We start from the raw sequence: 17,034 nt of genomic DNA on the forward strand, positions 1-17,034 counted from the left end.
AGGGGGTCCGTTGGACGACACCGGCTGGCGTCCCGTCAAGCGCACGCGGACGTTCGAGGACGTTCTCGCACAGATCGAGCGGCGCATCGCCGAGGACGGCCTCACCGTGGGCGACCGGCTGCCCGCCGAGCGCCAGCTTGCCGAGCAGCTCGGCGTCAGCCGCTCCTCGGTACGCGAGGCCATGCGCGTCCTGGAGACCCTCGGCGTGGTGTCCTCGCAGGTGGGCCGGGGACCCGACGCGGGGGCCGTGCTCACCTCACGCCCCGACACGGCGCTGACCGACCTGCTCAGGCTGCATCTCGGCCTGGCCAGCCTGGAGATGCGCGAGGTCATCGACACCCGGCACATGATCGAGCAGTGGGCCGCCGCGCACGCCGCCGCCGCGCGGGCCGACACCTCCGCGCTCGCCGCCGCCCTTTCCGGGATGGACGGGGCGAAGAGCGCCGAGGAGTTCGTGGAGCACGACATCGCCTTCCACTGCGCGATCGCGGACGCGTCGGGCAACCGGCTCATCGCCGCGATCATGCGCTCGCTACGCGACTCGATGCGGAGATACTCGGTCGAAGCGGTGCAGCGCCTGGGCGACACGTCGATCCTGCGCGCCGACCACGTACGCATCCTCGGCGCCATCGACCGGGGCGAGCCGGACGAGGCCACCCTGGCCGTCTCCGACCACCTGGCGCACGCCTACCCCTCCCTGTTCGACGAGCTCGATCACTGACGGAGGTCGGCCTGCCGGCACGTGGCGCCCGAGCAGGCCACCATCGCGTCCAGCCGCTGCCGCAGTCCTTCGAGCAGCGCGGGATCGGCGGTCACGGCCAGGTTGCGCAGCTCGTACGGGTCCGCGCGCAGGTCGTAGAGCTGGGTCTCCCCCGTCGCGTACCGGACGTACTTGTACTGATCCGTACGCAATGCTCGATAGGGCGGCACCGGCGTCTGCGCGGCCGACGACTGGTCCGTCGGCCTGGCGAACTCGACCAGGATGTTGCGCCGCCACACCGCCGGCGGCTTGCCCTTCAGCAGGGGCACCAGCGACCGCCCCTCCGCGAACGGCGGCGCCGCGGCCCCGCCCAGCTCGGCGAACGTCGTCGCCAGGTCGACCGACGAGGTCAGCTGGCTGACCGTGGCGCCCGCCTTGATGCCGGGGCCGCGCACGACGAGCGGGACCTTGATGGCCTCCTCGAACGGGGTGGTCTTGCCCTGCTTGAGCCGGTGCGTGCCCAGATGGAAGCCGTTGTCCGAGGTGAAGAAGATGTAGGTGTTGTCCAGCTGGCCGGTCCGCCGGAGCTCCTCCACCACGGTCCCGACGAGGTCGTCCACACCGAGCATGGACCGCATCCTGGCGCGGTAGCGCTCGTCGACCTCGTCGATGGTCGCCTGGTCGAGGCTGGGCCGCTCACGCAGCCACTGCGGCTCCGCGCTCACGTCCTCCTGGTTGAACGACGGAGTGCGCGGCGCGATCGCGCCGGGGAACGCGTTCGCGTGCCGGACGGCCGGGTTGGCCGGGTTGTGCGGGCCGATCGGCGCCAGATAGAGGAAGAACGGCTCGCCCTTCGAGCTCGCGATGAAGTCGCGGGCCTTCCCGGCCAGCACGTCCGACAGGTAGGCCTGCTCGGAGAGGCCGTAGTCGTTCAGGGAGCCGTTCTCGTTGAGCCGGTAGTCGTACTCCTCGTACAGGCGCCGGGTCGGCACGTCCCACTCGTCCCAGCCGGGCGGCACGAACGTCTCCTCGGCCGACCCGCCCGGGTAGTGGTTGAGATATTTGCCCATCAGCGCCGTGCGGTATCCGGCCTGCTTCATCCAGGTCCCGACCGTGGAACGTTCCAGATCGCCGGTATGGAAGCGGTCGAACCCGCCCTCCGGCGGCGTGTTGGTCCACACGCCATGGCTGTGGACGTACTGGGAACGCAGGATCGACGATCTCGACGGGCAGCACCAGGAGTTCGTCACGAAGTACCGGTCGAAAGAGGTGCCCTGCTGCACGAGTTGCCGGGTGATATTGGGAAAGTACGGCAACGTCCCGGATTCGAGGTCGTCGGCCATCACGAACACGATGTTCGGCCGGGACTCTACCTCGGCCATCGCGGGCCCTGCCGCCAGCAGTAGTAGCAGCAAGCACACGAGTCGACACAGACCGTTGACCACACGGTCTGAATACCCCGGAATATCCGCCATTGACACTCACCGCTGTCACAGCCGTAATAGAACTTAATTCCGGAGGTGTCCTATGAAGCTCGGCCTGAACCTGGGTTACTGGCAGCGCAACGCCGACGACGCGACCGAATCCGTGCTGGCGGCCGAGCGGCTCGGCTACGACTCGGTGTGGACCGCCGAGGCGTACGGCAGCGACGTCTTCACGCCGCTGGCCTGGTACGGAGCGCGTACGAGCCGCATCAAGCTGGGCACCTCGATCGCCCAGATCTCCGCCAGACCGCCCGTCACGACGGCCATGACCGCCATGACCCTCGACCACCTGACCGGCGGCCGGCTGCTGCTCGGCGTGGGCGCCTCGGGCCCGCAGGTCGTGGAGGGCTGGTACGGCCAGCCGTTCGCCAAGCCCCTGGCCAGGACGCGCGAGTACGTCGAGATCATGCGCAAGGTGTGGCGCCGCGAGGAGCCGGTCACCAGCGACGGCCCGCACTACCCGCTCCCCCTGGCCAACGGCCTGGGCAAACCCCTCAAGCTCATCACGCATCCGCTCCGCGCGGACATCCCCGTCTATCTCGGTGCGGAGGGCCCCAAGAACGTCGCCCTGGCCGCCGAGGTGGCCCAGGGCTGGCTGCCGCTGTTCGCGTTCCCCTCCAAGATCGAGGAGATGTACGGCGAATCGCTCGCGGGCGCTCCCCCGGGCTTCGACGTGGCCGCGATGGTGATGGTGGTCATCTCGGACGACGTGCAGGCGGCGCTGGACGGCGTGAAGATGATGCTCACGCTGTACATCGGCGGCATGGGCGCCCGCCAGCGCAACTTCCACGCCGACATCATCGGCCGCATGGGGTACGCCGAGGCCGCCGAGCGCATCCAGGCGCTCTACCTGGCGGGCCGCAAGGACGAGGCGTTCCGGGCGATCCCGGACGAGCTGGCCGACGGCATCTCGCTCGTCGGGCCGCCCGGGCGGATCAAGGAACGCCTGGAGCTCTGGCACAAGAGCCCGGTCACGAGCCTTCTGGTCATGGGCCCGCGCGACGAGCCCTCGCTGAAGCTCATCCGCGACCTGGTGCTCGGCTGACCCCGCGCTAACCCGTACGGCCGATCGCGGTCGAGCCCGGCGCCGGTTGGGGCGGCTGGGACGAGAACGCGTGAACCGTGCCCGGCTCGGCGGCGCGGGGCACGCGGGCGGCCCGCTGGAGGCGCGTCAGCTCGCGTACAGTCCCCGCGCACAGCAGGGCCGCCAGCGCCGAACAGAGCAGCTCGGGCAGCCCCACGCCCGTCAGGTCGCCGGCGGAGGAGTCGAGCGGGAGCCGGATCGTGACCAGCGCGAGCATGGCCAGCCAGCTCAGCCACCACCCGGTCAGCAGCGCCAGCCACCTCACCCGCCGGCCCGCGGGCGGCCTGGTGCCACGCCACACCTCGTCCACCAGCACGGCGGGCGCCACCAGGTTGTAGCCGGGGATCAGCCAGGCGGCCGCCACGGGGCCGGAGACGGCCGAGCGGTCGTTGGCCTGCCTGGCACGTACCAACCACGTCACGTAGGCGGCGGCCGCCGCGATCGAGGTGCCCGCCACCAGCATCATCAGCACCGCGAACGCCGTCACCGCGCCGACCACGGCCTCTGCGTCGGCTCCCTGCGGGCGGCCGCCGAACTCGGCGAGCTGGGCGGCGAGGTGGCGCCCGCGGGAGTACTCGAAGATCACAAGTGCGCCGAGGGAGAGAACCTGGGCGGCAAGCGTCACATATACGGCAGAGGCGGCTCTCGTCGGTGTTGTCTGGTCATAGCGCACGTTGTTCTCCCCCCGGGCCATGCGCTGAGGTTCTGATTCACTTGTATCCCGGGAGCCCCGCTGTTAATCAGCTCACCACGCCGGATTCCCACGCCCAAGCTGCGATTTCGACTCGATTTCTGACACCGAGCTTGGCGAAGATGCTGCCCAGGTGCGTCTTGACCGTCGAGAGCGACACGAACAGCTCAGCGGCCACCTCCTGGTTGGTCCGGCCCCTGGCTATCAGGCGCACGACGTCCAGCTCCCGATCGGTCAGCGGGTCGTTCATGGGGGGCACGGTCCGCCTGGGCCGGGCCAGGTGCTGCAGCAGCCGTACCGTCACCGACGGCGACACCAGCGCGTCGCCCGCCGCGGCCGCCCTGACCGCCTCGATCAGCAGGGTGGGGCCGCTGTCCTTGAGCAGGAAGCCGGTCGCGCCGGAGCGGAGGGCTCCGTAGACGTACTCGTCCAGGTCGAACGTGGTGACGATGACCACCCGCAGCGGGTTCTCCACCCCCGGCCCGGCCAGCGCCCGGGTCACCTCGATCCCGTCGAGCTTCGGCATCCGGATGTCGAGCAGGCACACGTCCGGCCTGAGCCGCCTGGCCTCCGACACCGCCTCCGCGCCGTCGGCCACGGCGGCGACGACCTCCATGTCCGGTTGAGCGTCCAAAATCATCTGGAAGCCGGTTCGTACCAGTTGCTGGTCGTCGGCGATGAGAACCCGAATAGTCACGGCCCCAACTCTAAGGATCGGCCGTTCGGCCGAGGCGGAAATGGTCGCACGGCCGATCCGCCGCACCCCCGCCCGCCGAGATTCTTTACGGCATGAACGACGTGCTTGTTGGACGAACCCTGACCAAGAGGTTCGGGCAGACGGTCGCCCTGGGCGGCGTGGACATCACGGTACGGGCGGGCGAAGCCGTGGCGATCATGGGGCCGAGCGGTTCCGGCAAGTCGACGCTGCTGCACTGCCTGGCCGGGATCATGAAGCCGGACGCCGGGGAGGTGCACCTGCTCGGCCAGCGCATCGACGCGATGGGCGAGCGGGAGCGCAGCGCGCTGCGCCGCACCCGCTTCGGCTTCGTCTTCCAGTTCGGCCAGCTCCTGCCCGAGCTGCCCGCCGAGGAGAACGTGGCCCTCCCGCTCATGCTGGGCGGGGTGGCGAGGACCCAGGCGGTACGCCAGGCGCGCGAGTGGTTCGCGCCCCTCGGCCTGCACTCGATGGAGGCCCGGCGGCCCGGCGAGCTGTCCGGCGGGCAGGCCCAGCGGGTGGCCATCGCCAGGGCGCTGGTCACCAAGCCGGCCGTGGTGTTCGCCGACGAGCCCACGGGGGCGCTCGACCAGCAGACCGGGCAGGACACGATGCGGCTGCTCGTCGAGGCGACCAGGCACAACGGCGCCTCCCTGATCGTCGTCACCCACGACCCGAACGTGGCCGCCTGGTGCGACCGCACGGTCGAGGTCCGCGACGGCCAGCTCCTCACCACGAGCGGGGCACGCGCGTGAACCTCGACCTGACCTGGCGGCTGCTCAAGGGCGGTGGCCGCAAGGGGATGCTGGGCACCTGGCTCACGCTGGGCGCCGTCGCCGTGTCCACGGCTCTGCTGCTGTTCGCCGTGGCCGCGAACTTCGCCTTCGAGGCCAGGGGCGACCGCGGCGCCTGGCGCAACCCCGTCCCCGCCAAGGAGAACGCGGTCGCCATCGAGGCGGCCCGCTTCGACTTCGTCGGCGACCAGTCGATCACCGTCGTCGACCTGGCCGCGCTCGAGGCCGGGGCGCCCGCGCCGCCCGGGATGCCGCGCTTCCCGGCGCCGGGCGAGGTGTGGCTGTCGCCGGCGCTGGCGGAGCTGGCCAGGACGCTGCCGGCCGATCAGCTCGCCAAGCGTTACCCCGACCCCAAGGGCGTACTGGGGGACGAGGCGCTGGTCCACCCCGGCGAGCTGGTCGCGGTCGTCGGCCACGAGCCGGACGCGCCCGCCATGACGGCCGCGCGCAGCGACGACTGGATCATCGGCAAGGGCCCGGCCCGGGTGGCCGACCTCGCGGGCGCGCCGTCGGAGGACTCCGAGGCCTACCGCGCGCTCACGCTCGTCGCGAGCGTGCTCATGGTGGTGCCGCTGCTGGTGTTCGGGGGCGCGGCGGCCAGGCTCACGGTCGCCCGGCGCGACCAGCGGCTGGCCGCGCTGAGGCTGGTGGGCGCGACGCCGGGCCAGGTGATCCGGATGACCGTGGCCGAGGCCGTGATCGTCGCGCTGGCGGGCGCGCTGCTCGGCGCCGTCGGTTACGCACTCGCCGCGCCGCTGCTGGCCCGCATCCCGATCGGCGGCGGCGCGTGGTTCGTCTCCGACCTGTTCCCCTCCCCGCTGATCCTGGCCGCGATGCTGGTCGCGGTGCCGCTGCTGGTGGGCCTGTCCGCGGTCGCCGGGCTGCGGCGGGTCGTGGTGAGCCCCCTCGGGGTGGCCAAGCGCGAGACGCCGCCCGGCATGAAGTTCGTCCGGGTCCTCGCCCTGCTGGCCGTGCTGGCCGTGTTCCCGCTGCTGACCAGGGGGACCAGCATCGCGGTCGTGGCGGTGGCGCTGGGACTGGCGTTCCTGTGCATCAACCTGGCCGGCCCGTGGGTGGTCGGCGTCATCGGCCGCGTCACCGCCAAGAGCGCCCGGGCGCCCGCCCGGCTGCTGGCGGGCCGCCGGCTGGTCGACGATCCGCGCTCGGCCTGGCGTACGGTGAGCGGCGTCGCCCTGACCGGCTTCGTGGCGGGCTTCCTCGGGCTGCTCAGCCCGGGCGCGTTCGCCGGCGACCAGGAGCCCCCGCAGCTGCGGGTCTCCGCGCCCGCCGCCCAGGCGACGGCCGTCGCCGGCCAGGCCCGCGACCGGCTGCGGGCGGCCGGGATCACCGCGACGGTGAAGGTCACGGGCCGCTCCTCCGATCGGGTCGTGGCCGCCGCCCTGGGCAGCTCGGCCGACCCGGCCACGATCGACCGCGCCCGCACCGCGCTCGCCGGGCTCGTCCCCGGGCGCACCCCCACGACGGGGGACGACGACCGGCGCTTCGGCCTGCAGCTCCTGGCCGACGTCCGGGTGGGCACGATCGTGGTGCTGTCGGTGTCGTTCCTGGTCGCCATCGCCAGCTCCGGCATCACGGCCGCGTCGTCGGTGCTGGACCGGCGGCAGACGTACGGGCTGATGCGGCTGGCGGGGACCCCGCTGGAGGTCCTCGACCGGGCGCGGCGCGCGGAGACGCTCATCCCGCTGACGGTGATGGGCGGCGGGGCGATCCTGGTGGGGGCGTTCTGCGCGGTGCCGTTCATGATCGGCGCGATGAACGTGGTGGGCGTGGTCACCCTGGCGGGCTGCGTCGCCGTCGGCTTCGGCGGCGTGATCGCCGCGGGCGCCCTGAGCCGCCCCCTGCTCCGCTCCGTCACCACCGACCCGGCACCCCGCCCGGACTGACCCGTGACCGGGAGGGGGTCAGGCCGCTGTGGGGCCGGAGCTGCCCGGGCTGGCGTGCCAGAGCTGCCGGGGCGGGTCGGTGACGGCCGGGCCGAGGTCGGAGTAGGGCGAGAGGCGGAAGCCGTTGGCGTACTCGATCTTGCGGCCCCCCACCCCCGCGACCTGCTCCGGCGCCTGGGAGAGGAGGGCGCGGACCGCCTCGATGCCCTCCGCGCGCCAGAGCCGGTCGAGGTCCACGAGGTCCCAGCAGTCCACCGCGCGCATCGACACCGCCCGCGTCCCCGTGCGCCTGACCACCCCCCTGGCCAGCATCAGCCACGAGCCGAACACCGTGGCCGCGCACCGCCCCTGCACCGACTCGAAGAACGTCAGGTCGATCGGCCCCGTCGAGTCGTCGAGCGTGGTGAAGATGACCCGCTGCCCCGAGCGCACCGCCGGCGTCTGGGTCGCCACCTTGACCCCCGCGACCAGCACCTCCGCGCCGTTGCGCTGCTTCAGGAGATCTCTGGAACGTACCACTCCGAGCGCGTCGAGCAGCTCGTCATGGAAGCTGATGACGTGGCGGCTGATGTCGATGCCCAGGATCTCCAGCTCGGCCTCGACCATCTCCGTCTCCGTCATCTCCGGCAGCTCCCCCGGCGGCAGGTGCTCGGTGAAGCCCAGCGGGAGCTGCACCGACGGCGCTTCCTCCACGTGGGCGGGTCGCGGGGTGTAGCGCCGGGAGGCGCGCGGGCCCGACCGCACGCCGCTCGACGAGCCCCGTTCGAGGGCCCCCACCTGGGCGATCAGGTCGCGCCGGGTCAGCACGCCCGGACGCCAGCGGGGCCCGCCCGGGTGCAGGTCGTGGAGCGCGTCCAGCCCGCCGACCTGGACGATCCGCTCGATGGTCGGCCGCGAGGGCCGGGCGCGGTCCCAGAAGTCGGCCAGCGACGTGTACGGCTGCCCGGCGACCATGCGTTCGACCTCGGCCTCGCTCACCCCCTTGACCGCCGAGAACGGCACCCGCAACGCGTACCCCTTGCCGATCTCCCCGACCTTGAACTCCCTGCGCACCGGGGAGGAGGCGCCCTCCAGCGCGGCGGGACGCACCCGCAGCCCCAGCCGCTCCACCCGCCAGTCCTTGCCCGACTTGTTGATGTCGAGCGGCAGGATCTTGACCCCGCACTGCCGGGCCTCGTCGATGATGACGCGCGGCGGGTACATGCCCGGCTCGTGGGTGAGCACCCCGGCGAAGAACGCCGCCGCGTGGTGCCGCTTGAGCCAGGCCGACTGGTACGTGGGCAGCGCGAACGCCGCCGCGTGCGCCTTGCAGAACCCAAAGGCCCCGAACGCGTCCAGCACCTGCCAGGCCCGCTCGACGGCCGCGTCGTCGAAGCCGTTGGCCTTGGCCATAGGCACGAACGTCTTGCGGACCCGCTCCCGCCCCTCAGAGGTGTCCAGCGTGCGCCGCAGCCGCTCGGCGAACGACAGGTCCCGCCCCGTCATCACCTCGATGATCCTGAGCACCTGCTCGTGGAACACAACGACGCCGTGCGTCTCCTTCAGCGCCTCCCGCAGCCTCTCGTGCGGGTAGTACGGCCGCCGCCACCCGTGCCTGGCCTCCAGGTAGGGGGTGACCATGTCGGAGTTGACCGGGCCCGGCCTGAACAGCGAGATGTCCACGATCAGGTCGTGGAGGGTGCGCGGCTCCAGCTTGGCGACCAGCTCGCGCTGCCCCGGCGACTCGATCTGGAAGCAGCCGAGGGTGCGGCTGGCGCAGATCATGTCGTAGGTGTCCTGGTCGTCGTGCGGCACGTACTGGATGCCGGGGTCGTCGCCGCGCTGGGTGTCCAGGGCGACCACGACGTCGTCCACCCGCTTGATCTCGCTCAGCGCGTACGCCATCGCGGACTGCATCCGCACGCCCAGCACGTCGAGCTTGAGCAGCCCGGCCTCCTCCACGTCGTCCTTGTCGAACTGCGACATCGGGAAGTCCAGCAGGCTGCGCTCCACCGGCGTCCTGTCGTGCAGGCCCGCGTTGCCGATCAGCACGCCGCACGGGTGCATCGCGATGTGCCTGGGCAGCCCGTCGAGCCGCTCCGCCAGCCGGAACACCCGGTCGAGCCCCGCCTCGCCGAGCCGGCTGTCGCGCAGCTCGGGCAGGTCGTGCAGGGACGCGGTGATCTGCTTGGCCCTGATGTGCGGGAACGCCTTGGCGATGGCGTCGATCTCGTGCGGCGGCAGGCCCATCGCCCCGGCGACGTCGCGGATGGCGCTGCGCGCCCGGTAGGTCTCCATCATGGACACGCAGGCCACGCGGGCCTCGCCGTAGCGCTCGAAGATGGCCTTGTAGCAGTCGAGGCGGCGGGCCGACTCCACGTCCACGTCGATGTCGGGCAGCCCGATGCGGCCCTCCGACAGGAAGCGCTCCATGAGCAGGGCGTGGTCGAGGGGGTTCACCTCGCCGATGCCGATGAGGTAGTTGACCAGGCTGCCCGCGCCCGAACCCCGGATGGCGCAGCGGATGCCCATGCCGCGGATCATGTCCGTGATGCCGGCCACGGCGATGAAATATCCGGACAGGCGCTTGCGCTCGATGATGGCCATCTCGTCCCGCAGGCGCCGCCGGGCCTCGCCCGAGCGGTCGAGGCCGCGCGAGATCAGCCCGTCCTCCACCCGGTGGCGCAGCAGCGGCACCGGGTCGCGGCCGATCTCGGGCAGGTGCAGGTCGGGCGGGTCGCTGCGCAGCGCGAGCAGTGTCTCCGGCACCATCGCGCACGCCTCGGCCAGCCGCCTGGTCGTGGACAGCAGCCGCGACACCCGCTCCTGGTCCGCCCCGCAGACCTTGTTGGCCACCTGCCGCATCTCCTTGGTGCCCTTGAGGTAGGCGTGGGAGGTGGTGCGATCGAGGTGGCGCGGGTGCAGCGGGACGAGCTGGCGGGCCGCGTCGAGCACGTCGCCCACCTGGTGGTCGGCCGGGTCGAGGTAGCGCACCGCGTTGGTCAGCACGGCCGGCACGCCCATGGACTCGGCCAGCCCGAGCATGCGCACGGCCGTGGTGGCGTCGCGGTAGCCGTACTGGTCGACCAGCTCGATCACCACGCCGGGCACCGCGGCCCGCCAGAGGCCGAGCAGCATCCTGGCGTGCTCGTCGCGCCGCTCGGCCACCGCGCGGCCCACGTCGGACCTGGGGCCGAGCAGCACCACGAGGCCGTCCTCGGCGCCGAACCCGTGCTCGCCGCCGTGTCCGTCATCGCGCCCGCCGGCCCACTCCCCGATCAGCTCGCGGGTCACCTTGGGCGCGCCGCGCTCGCCCGCGTAGTGCGCGGCCGTGACCAGGCGGCACAGGCGCGACCAGCCCTTGGCGCGGGCCAGCACCGTGACACGGTCTTCGGCGTCCGGCCCGGTCTTGGGGGCGGGCGCGCGGCGGCGCCCGGGCAGGTCCAGCCCGGGCACCCCGAGCCCCGGCAGCGGGGGCAGGGCGTCGAGCGCCAGGTTGACGCCGAAGACCGCGGAGATCCCGGCCGCCGCGCACGCGTGGGCGTGCTTGATCGCGCCGTAGAGCCCGTCGCGGTCGGTCAGCGCGAGGATGTCCATCCCGTGCTCGACCGCCCGGCTCACCAGCGCCGCCGGGAAGGCCGTGCCGAAGCGCATGGAGTACGCGGAGCACACGCTGAGGTGCGGGAACGGCGCCGCCATCAGTCCCACGCCCTCAGCAGCAGCCAGGCGTTGCCGGCGGTGTCGTAACGCAACTCGTACGAGCCCACCTCGCGCCCCGGGCTGGCCTCCACCCGCCAGAACTTGCGTTCACCGGGATCACCTTCGCTGGTCTTCCACCACTCGCGCGCGACCACCCAGTGGTCGAGGACCCGGCGGACGAGATAGAGCCGGTCTCGCCAGACGAACTGGGTCGGCTCCCCGTCCCGGGTCCACACCTCTATCGGATCGCCATAGAGTCTGCTCAAGACGCTTCTCCCCGCGGCTCTGGTCGTTATGCTGAGCCACCCGGGGGAAGGCGGGCGCTTATATGTCGAACATATGTTCTCAGCGCCCCGAACGCAAGTCGCCGGCCTGTCTCACGAGAGGGTTGGCGCCGATCGAGTTGCGGATGCTGAAGGCCACGCTGCCCGCCCGGTAGCGGTCGTCCGAGGACTCCACCGGGCGGCCCTCGTGCGTGGTCGTGACCCGGCGCTGGCGCAGGAGCGGGCTTCCCCTGCGCACCCCCAGCAGGCGGGCGTCCTCGGCCCCGGCCGGCACCGCGTCGATGAGGTGCTCGCCGTAGGCGAACACGAGGCCGATCGAGTCGTACAGGGCCTCGGTGACGGACTCGCAGTCGGCCGGGATCCGCTCGACGGCGGCGGCCACCCATTCGGCGTACACCGTGCGTTCGAGCAGGACGGGCTCGCCCTCCAGCGAGCGCAGCCGCAGCACCTCCAGGACCTCGCCGGGACCGAGCCTGGCGGACTCGGCGGCGCTCGCGGTCCTGCGGCGCTGGGTGATCACCTGGCCGCCGAAGCGGTAGCCGTTCGCGCGCGCCCACTGGGCGAAGCTGTGCAGCTCGGCGAAGCTCTGGCTGCGCGCCCTGCCGAGCACGATGCGCCTGGCCCCCTGCCGGGAGCCGACCAGGCCCTCGGCGGCGAGCACGGCCACCGCCTGGCGCACGGTGCCGCGGGCCGCCCGGTGGCGTTCGGCCAGCTCAGCCTCGCTCGGGAGCTGCGAGCCGACCGGGAGCGCACCGGAGACGATCTCGTTTCGAAGATCATCAGCGATCAGTTCATAGCGCGCAACCATCAGCGACCCTTCCCATTCACGAAAGAGCAACATTCGTGCGACTTACTGGTGCTCGCTTGTTTGTACAAGTTCCCTTAGGTTCCTTCCATACCCCCTGATAGTGGAGGCGTCGTGTTCACACCTCGCGCCCGTGCGGCCGGCGTTGCCGCAGCCCTTACCGTAGTCACCGCGGCGTGCGGCGCCGCGCCCGGCACCCAGCAGTCCACCGCGTCCTCCTCCGGGCCGAACGCGGCCACCGCCACCTCGGCGGCGGACTTCGGCGGCCTCGACAAGCTCGTCGAGGCGGCCAAGAAGGAGGGGAATCTCCACGTCATCGCCCTTCCGCCCGACTGGGCGAACTACGGGGAGATCATCCAGAAGTTCCAGGCCAAGTACGGCATCAAGATCGAGAGCGAGACGCCCGACGCGGCCAGCGCCGACGAGATCAACGCGGTCAAGACGCGCAAGGGCCAGGACCGCGCCCCCGACGTGCTCGACCTCGGCCAGTCGTTCGCGATCAGCGGAGCCGGCGAGGGCCTGTTCGCGCCGTACAAGGTGCAGTCCTTCGACAAGATCCCCGAGGGGCAGAAGGAGGCCACCGGGCTCTGGGTCAACGACTACGGCGGCTATGTGTCCATCGGCTGCGACGCCAAGAAGATCGCCACGTGCCCGACGAGCTTCGCCGACCTGCTCAAGCCCGAGTACAAGGGCAAGGTCGCGATGAACGGCAACCCCACCAAGGCGGGCTCGGCCTTCGCCGGCGTGTACGCCGCCGCCCTCGCCAACGGCGGCTCGTTCGACGACATCCAGCCCGGCATCGACTTCTTCAAGAAGCTCAAGGACGCGGGCAACTACAACCCGGTGGAGACCACGCCCGCGACCATCGAGAAGGGCGAGACCCAGATCAGCATCGACTGGGACTACAACAACGCCGCCTACGCGCCCCAGATGGCCGCCAAGGGCCTCGACTGGAAGGTGAACATCCCCTCCGACGGCAAGTACTTCCAGATGTACGCCCAGGCCATCAACAAGGACGCCCCGCACCCGGCGGCCGCCAGGCTGTGGCAGGAGTACCTCTACAGCGCCGAGGGCCAGAACCTCTTCCTCAAGGGCTTCGCCCGCCCCGTCCTGCTGCCCTCGATGACCTCCGACGGCACCGTGGACAAGGCCCTGGCGGAGAAGCTGCCGTCGGTGGAGGGCACGCCCACCTTCCCGACGAGCCAGCAGGTGGACGCCGCCAAGGCCAAGCTCGCCAGCGGCTGGGACGCCGCGATCTCGGGATGAACCGCTCCGGTTCGAAGGGCTGGCTGGGGGCGCTGCCGCTGCTGGCCTTCTTCGCGCTCGTCTTCGGCGTCCCCGCCATCGCGCTGGTGGCAGGGGCGTTCACGGCGCAGGGGCGGCCGAGCCTGGCGAACCTGTCGCAGAGCCTGCAGGGCGGCTACCTCGTCGCGATGATCGGCAGCGTGAAGCTGTCGGCCGTGGTCGCCCTGCTGGGTGCCGTGCTGGGGACGTTCCTCGCGTACGCCGTCGTGACCTCCCGCCTCACGTTCCTGCGCGAGGCGGTGCTGACCGCCTCCGGCGTGCTGGCCAACTTCGGCGGGGTGCCGCTGGCGTTCTTCTGGATCGCCACGCTCGGCAACTCCGGCGTGGTCAGCGGCCTGGTGGGGCTGCCGTCCGGCTCGCTCTACACGTTCTGGGGCCTGGTGGTGACCTACCTGTACTTCTCGATCCCCCTGATGGTGCTGGTCATGGCGCCGGCGCTGGACGGGCTGCGGCCGCAGTGGCGCGAGGCGGCGGCCAACAACGGGGCCACCGCCTGGCACTACTGGCGCTTCGTCGCGCTGCCGGTGCTGACGCCGTCGATGCTGGGCGGGGTGGTGCTGCTCTTCGGCTCGGCCTTCTCCGCGTACGCCACCGCCAACGCCATGGTCGGGACCGTCGTCCCGCTCGTCACGTTGAAGATCGCCAGCGCGCTCACCGGCGACGTGCTGATCGGCTACGAGAACATCGCGCTCGCCCTCAGCCTCGACATGGTCGTGGTGGCCGGGCTCGTGATGGCGATCTACCTGCCGCTGCAGAAGAGGAGCTCCCGATGGCTGCACTGACCGGCCTGGAGCGCGTCTCGGGTGGCTCCGCGCGCCCTCGCGTGTGGCGCGGAGCGGTGTTCCTGCTGGCCGCGGCCTACTTCCTGATCCCGCTCGGGGCCTCGCTCTGGTACACGATCTACACCCCGGCCACGGGAGTGTCGTTCGCGGCCTATGGCGAGCTGCTGACGGCCGAGGGGTTCGCGCGCTCGCTGCTGCTGTCGCTGTCGCTGGCCGTCGCCACGATCGTGCTGGTGCTGCTGCTGGCGTTGCCGGCGATGCTGGCCGTACGGCTCTTCGCGCCGCGGCTGCGCCCGCTGATGGAGGTGCTGTGCACGCTGCCCCTGGTGGTGCCGCCCATCACCTTCGTGGCCGGGATCGGCACGTCGCTGCGCACCGGGACCGACGTGCTGGCTCCCACGCCGTTCTGGGCCACGCTGATCGCGGTCCAGGACCCGGCGTTCCCCGTGGTGCTGGTGCTGGCGTACGTGGTGCTCGTGCTGCCGTTCGTGTACCGGTCGCTCGACGCGGGGCTGCGCACCATGGACGTGCGGACGCTGGTGGAGGCGGCCCGCAACCTGGGCGCCTCGTGGCCGTACGTGCTGGTCAGGGTGGTCGTGCCCAACCTGCGCTCGGCCCTGGCCAGCGCGTCGTTCCTGACGCTGGCCCTCGTGCTGGGCGAGTACACCGTGGCCAGCCTGCTGGGGTACGAGCCGTTCGCGGTGTGGATCGTGACCGTCGCCGGCTCCAAGGGGCAACTCTCGGTCGCGGTGTCGATCCTCAGCCTCCTGCTCATCTGGTTGCTGCTGCTCGCCGTGTCGTCGGCGTTCGGTAAGGAGAAGAACAAGTGACCGCATCGGTGGAGTTTCGCGCGCTGCGGCGGGTGTTCGGCAAGACGGTCGCGCTGGACGGCTTCGACCTCATCGTCGCGCCCGGCGAGTTCGTCGCGCTGCTGGGGCCCTCGGGCTGCGGGAAGACGACCGCGCTGCGGTGCGTGGCCGGGTTCGAGCGGCCGGACTCGGGCGCGGTGCTCGTGGACGGCCGCGACATCACGGACGTGCCGGCCAACAAGCGGGACGCAGGCATGGTCTTCCAGTCCTACTCCCTCTTCCCCAACCTGAACGCCCGCGACAACGTGGCCTTCGGCCTGCGCGTCCGCAAGGTGCCCGTGGCCACCAGACGGAAGAAGGCGGACGAACTACTCGAACTGGTCGGCCTCCCCTCGCACGCCGACCGCTACCCGCACCAGCTCTCCGGCGGCCAGCAGCAACGCGTCGCCCTGGCCCGCGCGCTCGCCCTCGAACCGCGCGTCCTGCTGCTGGACGAGCCGCTGTCGGCGCTGGACGCCAAAGTACGCGTGTCGTTGCGCGAGGAGATCCGCCGCCTCCAGCTCGACCTGGGCATCACCACCATCTTCGTGACCCACGACCAGGAGGAGGCCCTGTCGATCGCGGACCAGGTGGCGGTGCTGCGCGACGGGCGGCTCGAACAGGTCGGCTCCCCCGCCGAGATCTACGACCGCCCGGCCACCCCCTTCGTGGCGGAGTTCGTCGGCACCATGAACCACCTCGCCGGGCAGGTCTCCGGCGACCAGGTCACGGTCCTCGGCCAGCTCCTGCCGGTGGACGGCCAGGTGCCCCCGGATCCGTCCGTGGACGTCCTGATCCGTCCGGAGGCCGTCAAGGTCGCCCCGGTCGAGGACGGTCCCGCCCAGGTGCTCGCCGCCTCCTTCCGCGGCGCCTCCGTCCGCCTGCGGGTGGCGGTGGAGGGCGGGGAGGTCCTGGCCGACGTCCCCGGCCACGAGGCGGCCCGCCTCACCCCGGGAACGCGGGTCACCGTCCGCCTGGTGGACCGGCCCGTCCTGGTGGCGCCCCGCACGGTCACGGTCCCGGCCCCGGTCGTGGCGGCCGATGCGATCTGAGCACGCCGGCCCGGATGCCGTCCTGTTCGACATGGACGGCACCCTGGTCGACACCGAAGGGCTGTGGTGGCAGGCCACCGTCTCCGTGGCTGCCTCCCTTGGGCGGGCTTTGGGGGCGGAGGACATGCCGTACGTACTCGGCCGCACGGCCGAAGACGTAGCCACCCACCTCCTCACCCCCGCTCCAGAAACTGCTCCCTCGTCCCGCCACAACCCTTCACCCGATCCGGAAACCGCTCCACCGCCGGTCGCCCGGCCGGGCCGGGACACGCCGCTCATGGTGGAGGTGCAGGTGGTCAGGCAGCTCACGGACGCCTTCGCCGACCTCATCGAGCAGGGCGTGAAGGTCACGCCGGGGGCGTCGGAGCTCCTGGCCGAGCTGGCCGCCACCGCCATCCCGACGGCCCTGGTCACCGCCTCTCCCCGGACCATCGTGGAGCTGGTGCTGCCGCGGCTCGGGCACACGTTCGACCTGGTGATCGCGAACGAGGACACGGCCCGCGGCAAGCCGCACCCGGACCCGTACCTGGAGGCGGCCCGCCGGCTCGGCACGACGCCCTCCCGCTGCGTCGCCGTCGAGGACAGCCCCACAGGCGTCGCCGCCGCCACGGCCGCGGGGTGCCGCGTCCTGGTGACGTCCCCGGAGAAGGGCCTGCCGTCGCTGACCCACCTCCTGGCCGACGCCCACCCACCAGAGGGCTGACGCTGAGCCTGAGGGCTGTTGGGCGAGGGGTGAGCGCTGAGGGGTGGGTCCTGGGAGCCGAGGGCTTGGGATGACGGGCTGGGCAGTGCGGGCTGGGCAGTGACGGCTAGGCGGCGAGGCGCTGAGTAGGTGACGAGCCCCTGTGACGACGGCCCGGCTGACGACGGGCCCAGGTGGTGACGGGCCGGGTGGTGACGGGCCGGGT

General features: G+C 71.8%; 15 protein-coding genes. 9 read left to right on the top strand and 6 right to left on the bottom strand.

Translation table 11 applies throughout. The features are described from left to right. Positions 1–10 precede the first annotated feature (10 nt). Positions 11–721: a FadR/GntR family transcriptional regulator gene (locus HD596_RS00475; RefSeq protein ID WP_185067340.1), complete on the top strand. Its 711-nt coding sequence runs from the start codon at positions 11–13 to the stop codon at positions 719–721. Here the strand turns inward: HD596_RS00475 and HD596_RS00480 are convergent. Further along, positions 715–2,121 (bottom strand): sulfatase family protein, encoded by a 1,407-nt coding sequence (locus HD596_RS00480; protein ID WP_313042081.1) that lies wholly within the window; start codon positions 2,119–2,121, stop codon positions 715–717. The two genes, HD596_RS00475 and HD596_RS00480, sit on opposite strands and share 7 nt — an antisense overlap. 106 nt (positions 2,122–2,227) lie before the next feature. Here HD596_RS00480 and HD596_RS00485 point away from each other — a divergent pair, with 106 nt between their 5' ends. Continuing rightward, entirely contained in the window at positions 2,228–3,229 is a 1,002-nt protein-coding gene (locus HD596_RS00485; RefSeq protein ID WP_185067342.1) for an LLM class F420-dependent oxidoreductase, read from the top strand. A gap of 7 nt (positions 3,230–3,236) precedes the next feature. Here the strand turns inward: HD596_RS00485 and HD596_RS00490 are convergent, their stop codons facing one another. Then, on the bottom strand, positions 3,237–3,893 hold the full coding sequence (locus HD596_RS00490) for a DUF4328 domain-containing protein (protein WP_313042086.1): 657 nt from the start codon (positions 3,891–3,893) through the stop codon (positions 3,237–3,239). A gap of 115 nt (positions 3,894–4,008) precedes the next feature. Continuing rightward, positions 4,009–4,656, bottom strand: a complete 648-nt coding sequence (locus HD596_RS00495) for a response regulator (RefSeq protein ID WP_185067344.1) — start codon at positions 4,654–4,656, stop codon at positions 4,009–4,011. A 92-nt stretch (positions 4,657–4,748) separates the two neighbouring features. On the opposite strand from HD596_RS00495, the gene HD596_RS00500 reads away from it, so the two are divergent. Continuing rightward, positions 4,749–5,429, top strand: coding sequence for an ABC transporter ATP-binding protein (locus HD596_RS00500; RefSeq protein WP_185067345.1), 681 nt, complete (start codon positions 4,749–4,751; stop codon positions 5,427–5,429). Continuing rightward, positions 5,426–7,372 carry an FtsX-like permease family protein gene (locus HD596_RS00505; protein WP_185067346.1) on the top strand — a complete coding sequence of 649 codons (1,947 nt, stop codon included), beginning with the start codon at positions 5,426–5,428 and terminating at the stop codon, positions 7,370–7,372. The genes HD596_RS00500 and HD596_RS00505 overlap by 4 nt, the downstream gene beginning before the upstream one ends. Before the next feature lie 18 nt (positions 7,373–7,390). On the opposite strand, the gene HD596_RS00510 is transcribed toward HD596_RS00505, so the two are convergent. The 3 genes from HD596_RS00510 to HD596_RS00520 form a co-directional block, all read right to left on the bottom strand. After that, on the bottom strand, positions 7,391–11,050 hold the full coding sequence (locus HD596_RS00510) for a DNA polymerase III subunit alpha (protein WP_185067347.1): 3,660 nt from the start codon (positions 11,048–11,050) through the stop codon (positions 7,391–7,393). Beyond that, a complete protein-coding gene (locus tag HD596_RS00515) occupies positions 11,050–11,316 on the bottom strand; it encodes a DUF6504 family protein (RefSeq protein WP_185067348.1) in 267 nt (88 codons plus the stop codon). Before HD596_RS00515 ends, HD596_RS00510 begins: the two co-directional genes overlap by 1 nt. A gap of 79 nt (positions 11,317–11,395) precedes the next feature. After that, positions 11,396–12,142: a GntR family transcriptional regulator gene (locus HD596_RS00520; RefSeq protein ID WP_185067349.1), complete on the bottom strand. Its 747-nt coding sequence runs from the start codon at positions 12,140–12,142 to the stop codon at positions 11,396–11,398. Positions 12,143–12,253: 111 nt separating this feature from the next. On the opposite strand from HD596_RS00520, the gene HD596_RS00525 reads away from it, so the two are divergent. Genes HD596_RS00525 through HD596_RS00545 form a run of 5 tightly spaced genes read left to right on the top strand, consistent with a single transcriptional unit; the run spans position 12,254 to position 16,829 of the window. Then, the gene (locus tag HD596_RS00525; protein ID WP_185067350.1) at positions 12,254–13,405 is read left to right on the top strand and encodes an ABC transporter substrate-binding protein; all 1,152 of its coding nucleotides are present in this window, start codon (positions 12,254–12,256) and stop codon (positions 13,403–13,405) included. Next, on the top strand, positions 13,402–14,226 hold the full coding sequence (locus HD596_RS00530; protein WP_185067351.1) for an ABC transporter permease: 825 nt from the start codon (positions 13,402–13,404) through the stop codon (positions 14,224–14,226). The genes HD596_RS00525 and HD596_RS00530 overlap by 4 nt, the downstream gene beginning before the upstream one ends. Then, entirely contained in the window at positions 14,214–15,056 is an 843-nt protein-coding gene (locus tag HD596_RS00535) for an ABC transporter permease (protein ID WP_185067352.1), read from the top strand. Before HD596_RS00530 ends, HD596_RS00535 begins: the two co-directional genes overlap by 13 nt. Continuing rightward, positions 15,053–16,126: an ABC transporter ATP-binding protein gene (locus HD596_RS00540; RefSeq protein WP_185067353.1), complete on the top strand. Its 1,074-nt coding sequence runs from the start codon at positions 15,053–15,055 to the stop codon at positions 16,124–16,126. Before HD596_RS00535 ends, HD596_RS00540 begins: the two co-directional genes overlap by 4 nt. After that, on the top strand, positions 16,116–16,829 hold the full coding sequence (locus HD596_RS00545; protein ID WP_185067354.1) for an HAD family hydrolase: 714 nt from the start codon (positions 16,116–16,118) through the stop codon (positions 16,827–16,829). Before HD596_RS00540 ends, HD596_RS00545 begins: the two co-directional genes overlap by 11 nt. Positions 16,830–17,034 lie beyond the last annotated feature (205 nt).

The organism is Nonomuraea jabiensis, from assembly GCF_014204795.1.
GTDB lineage: Bacteria > Actinomycetota > Actinomycetes > Streptosporangiales > Streptosporangiaceae > Nonomuraea > Nonomuraea jabiensis.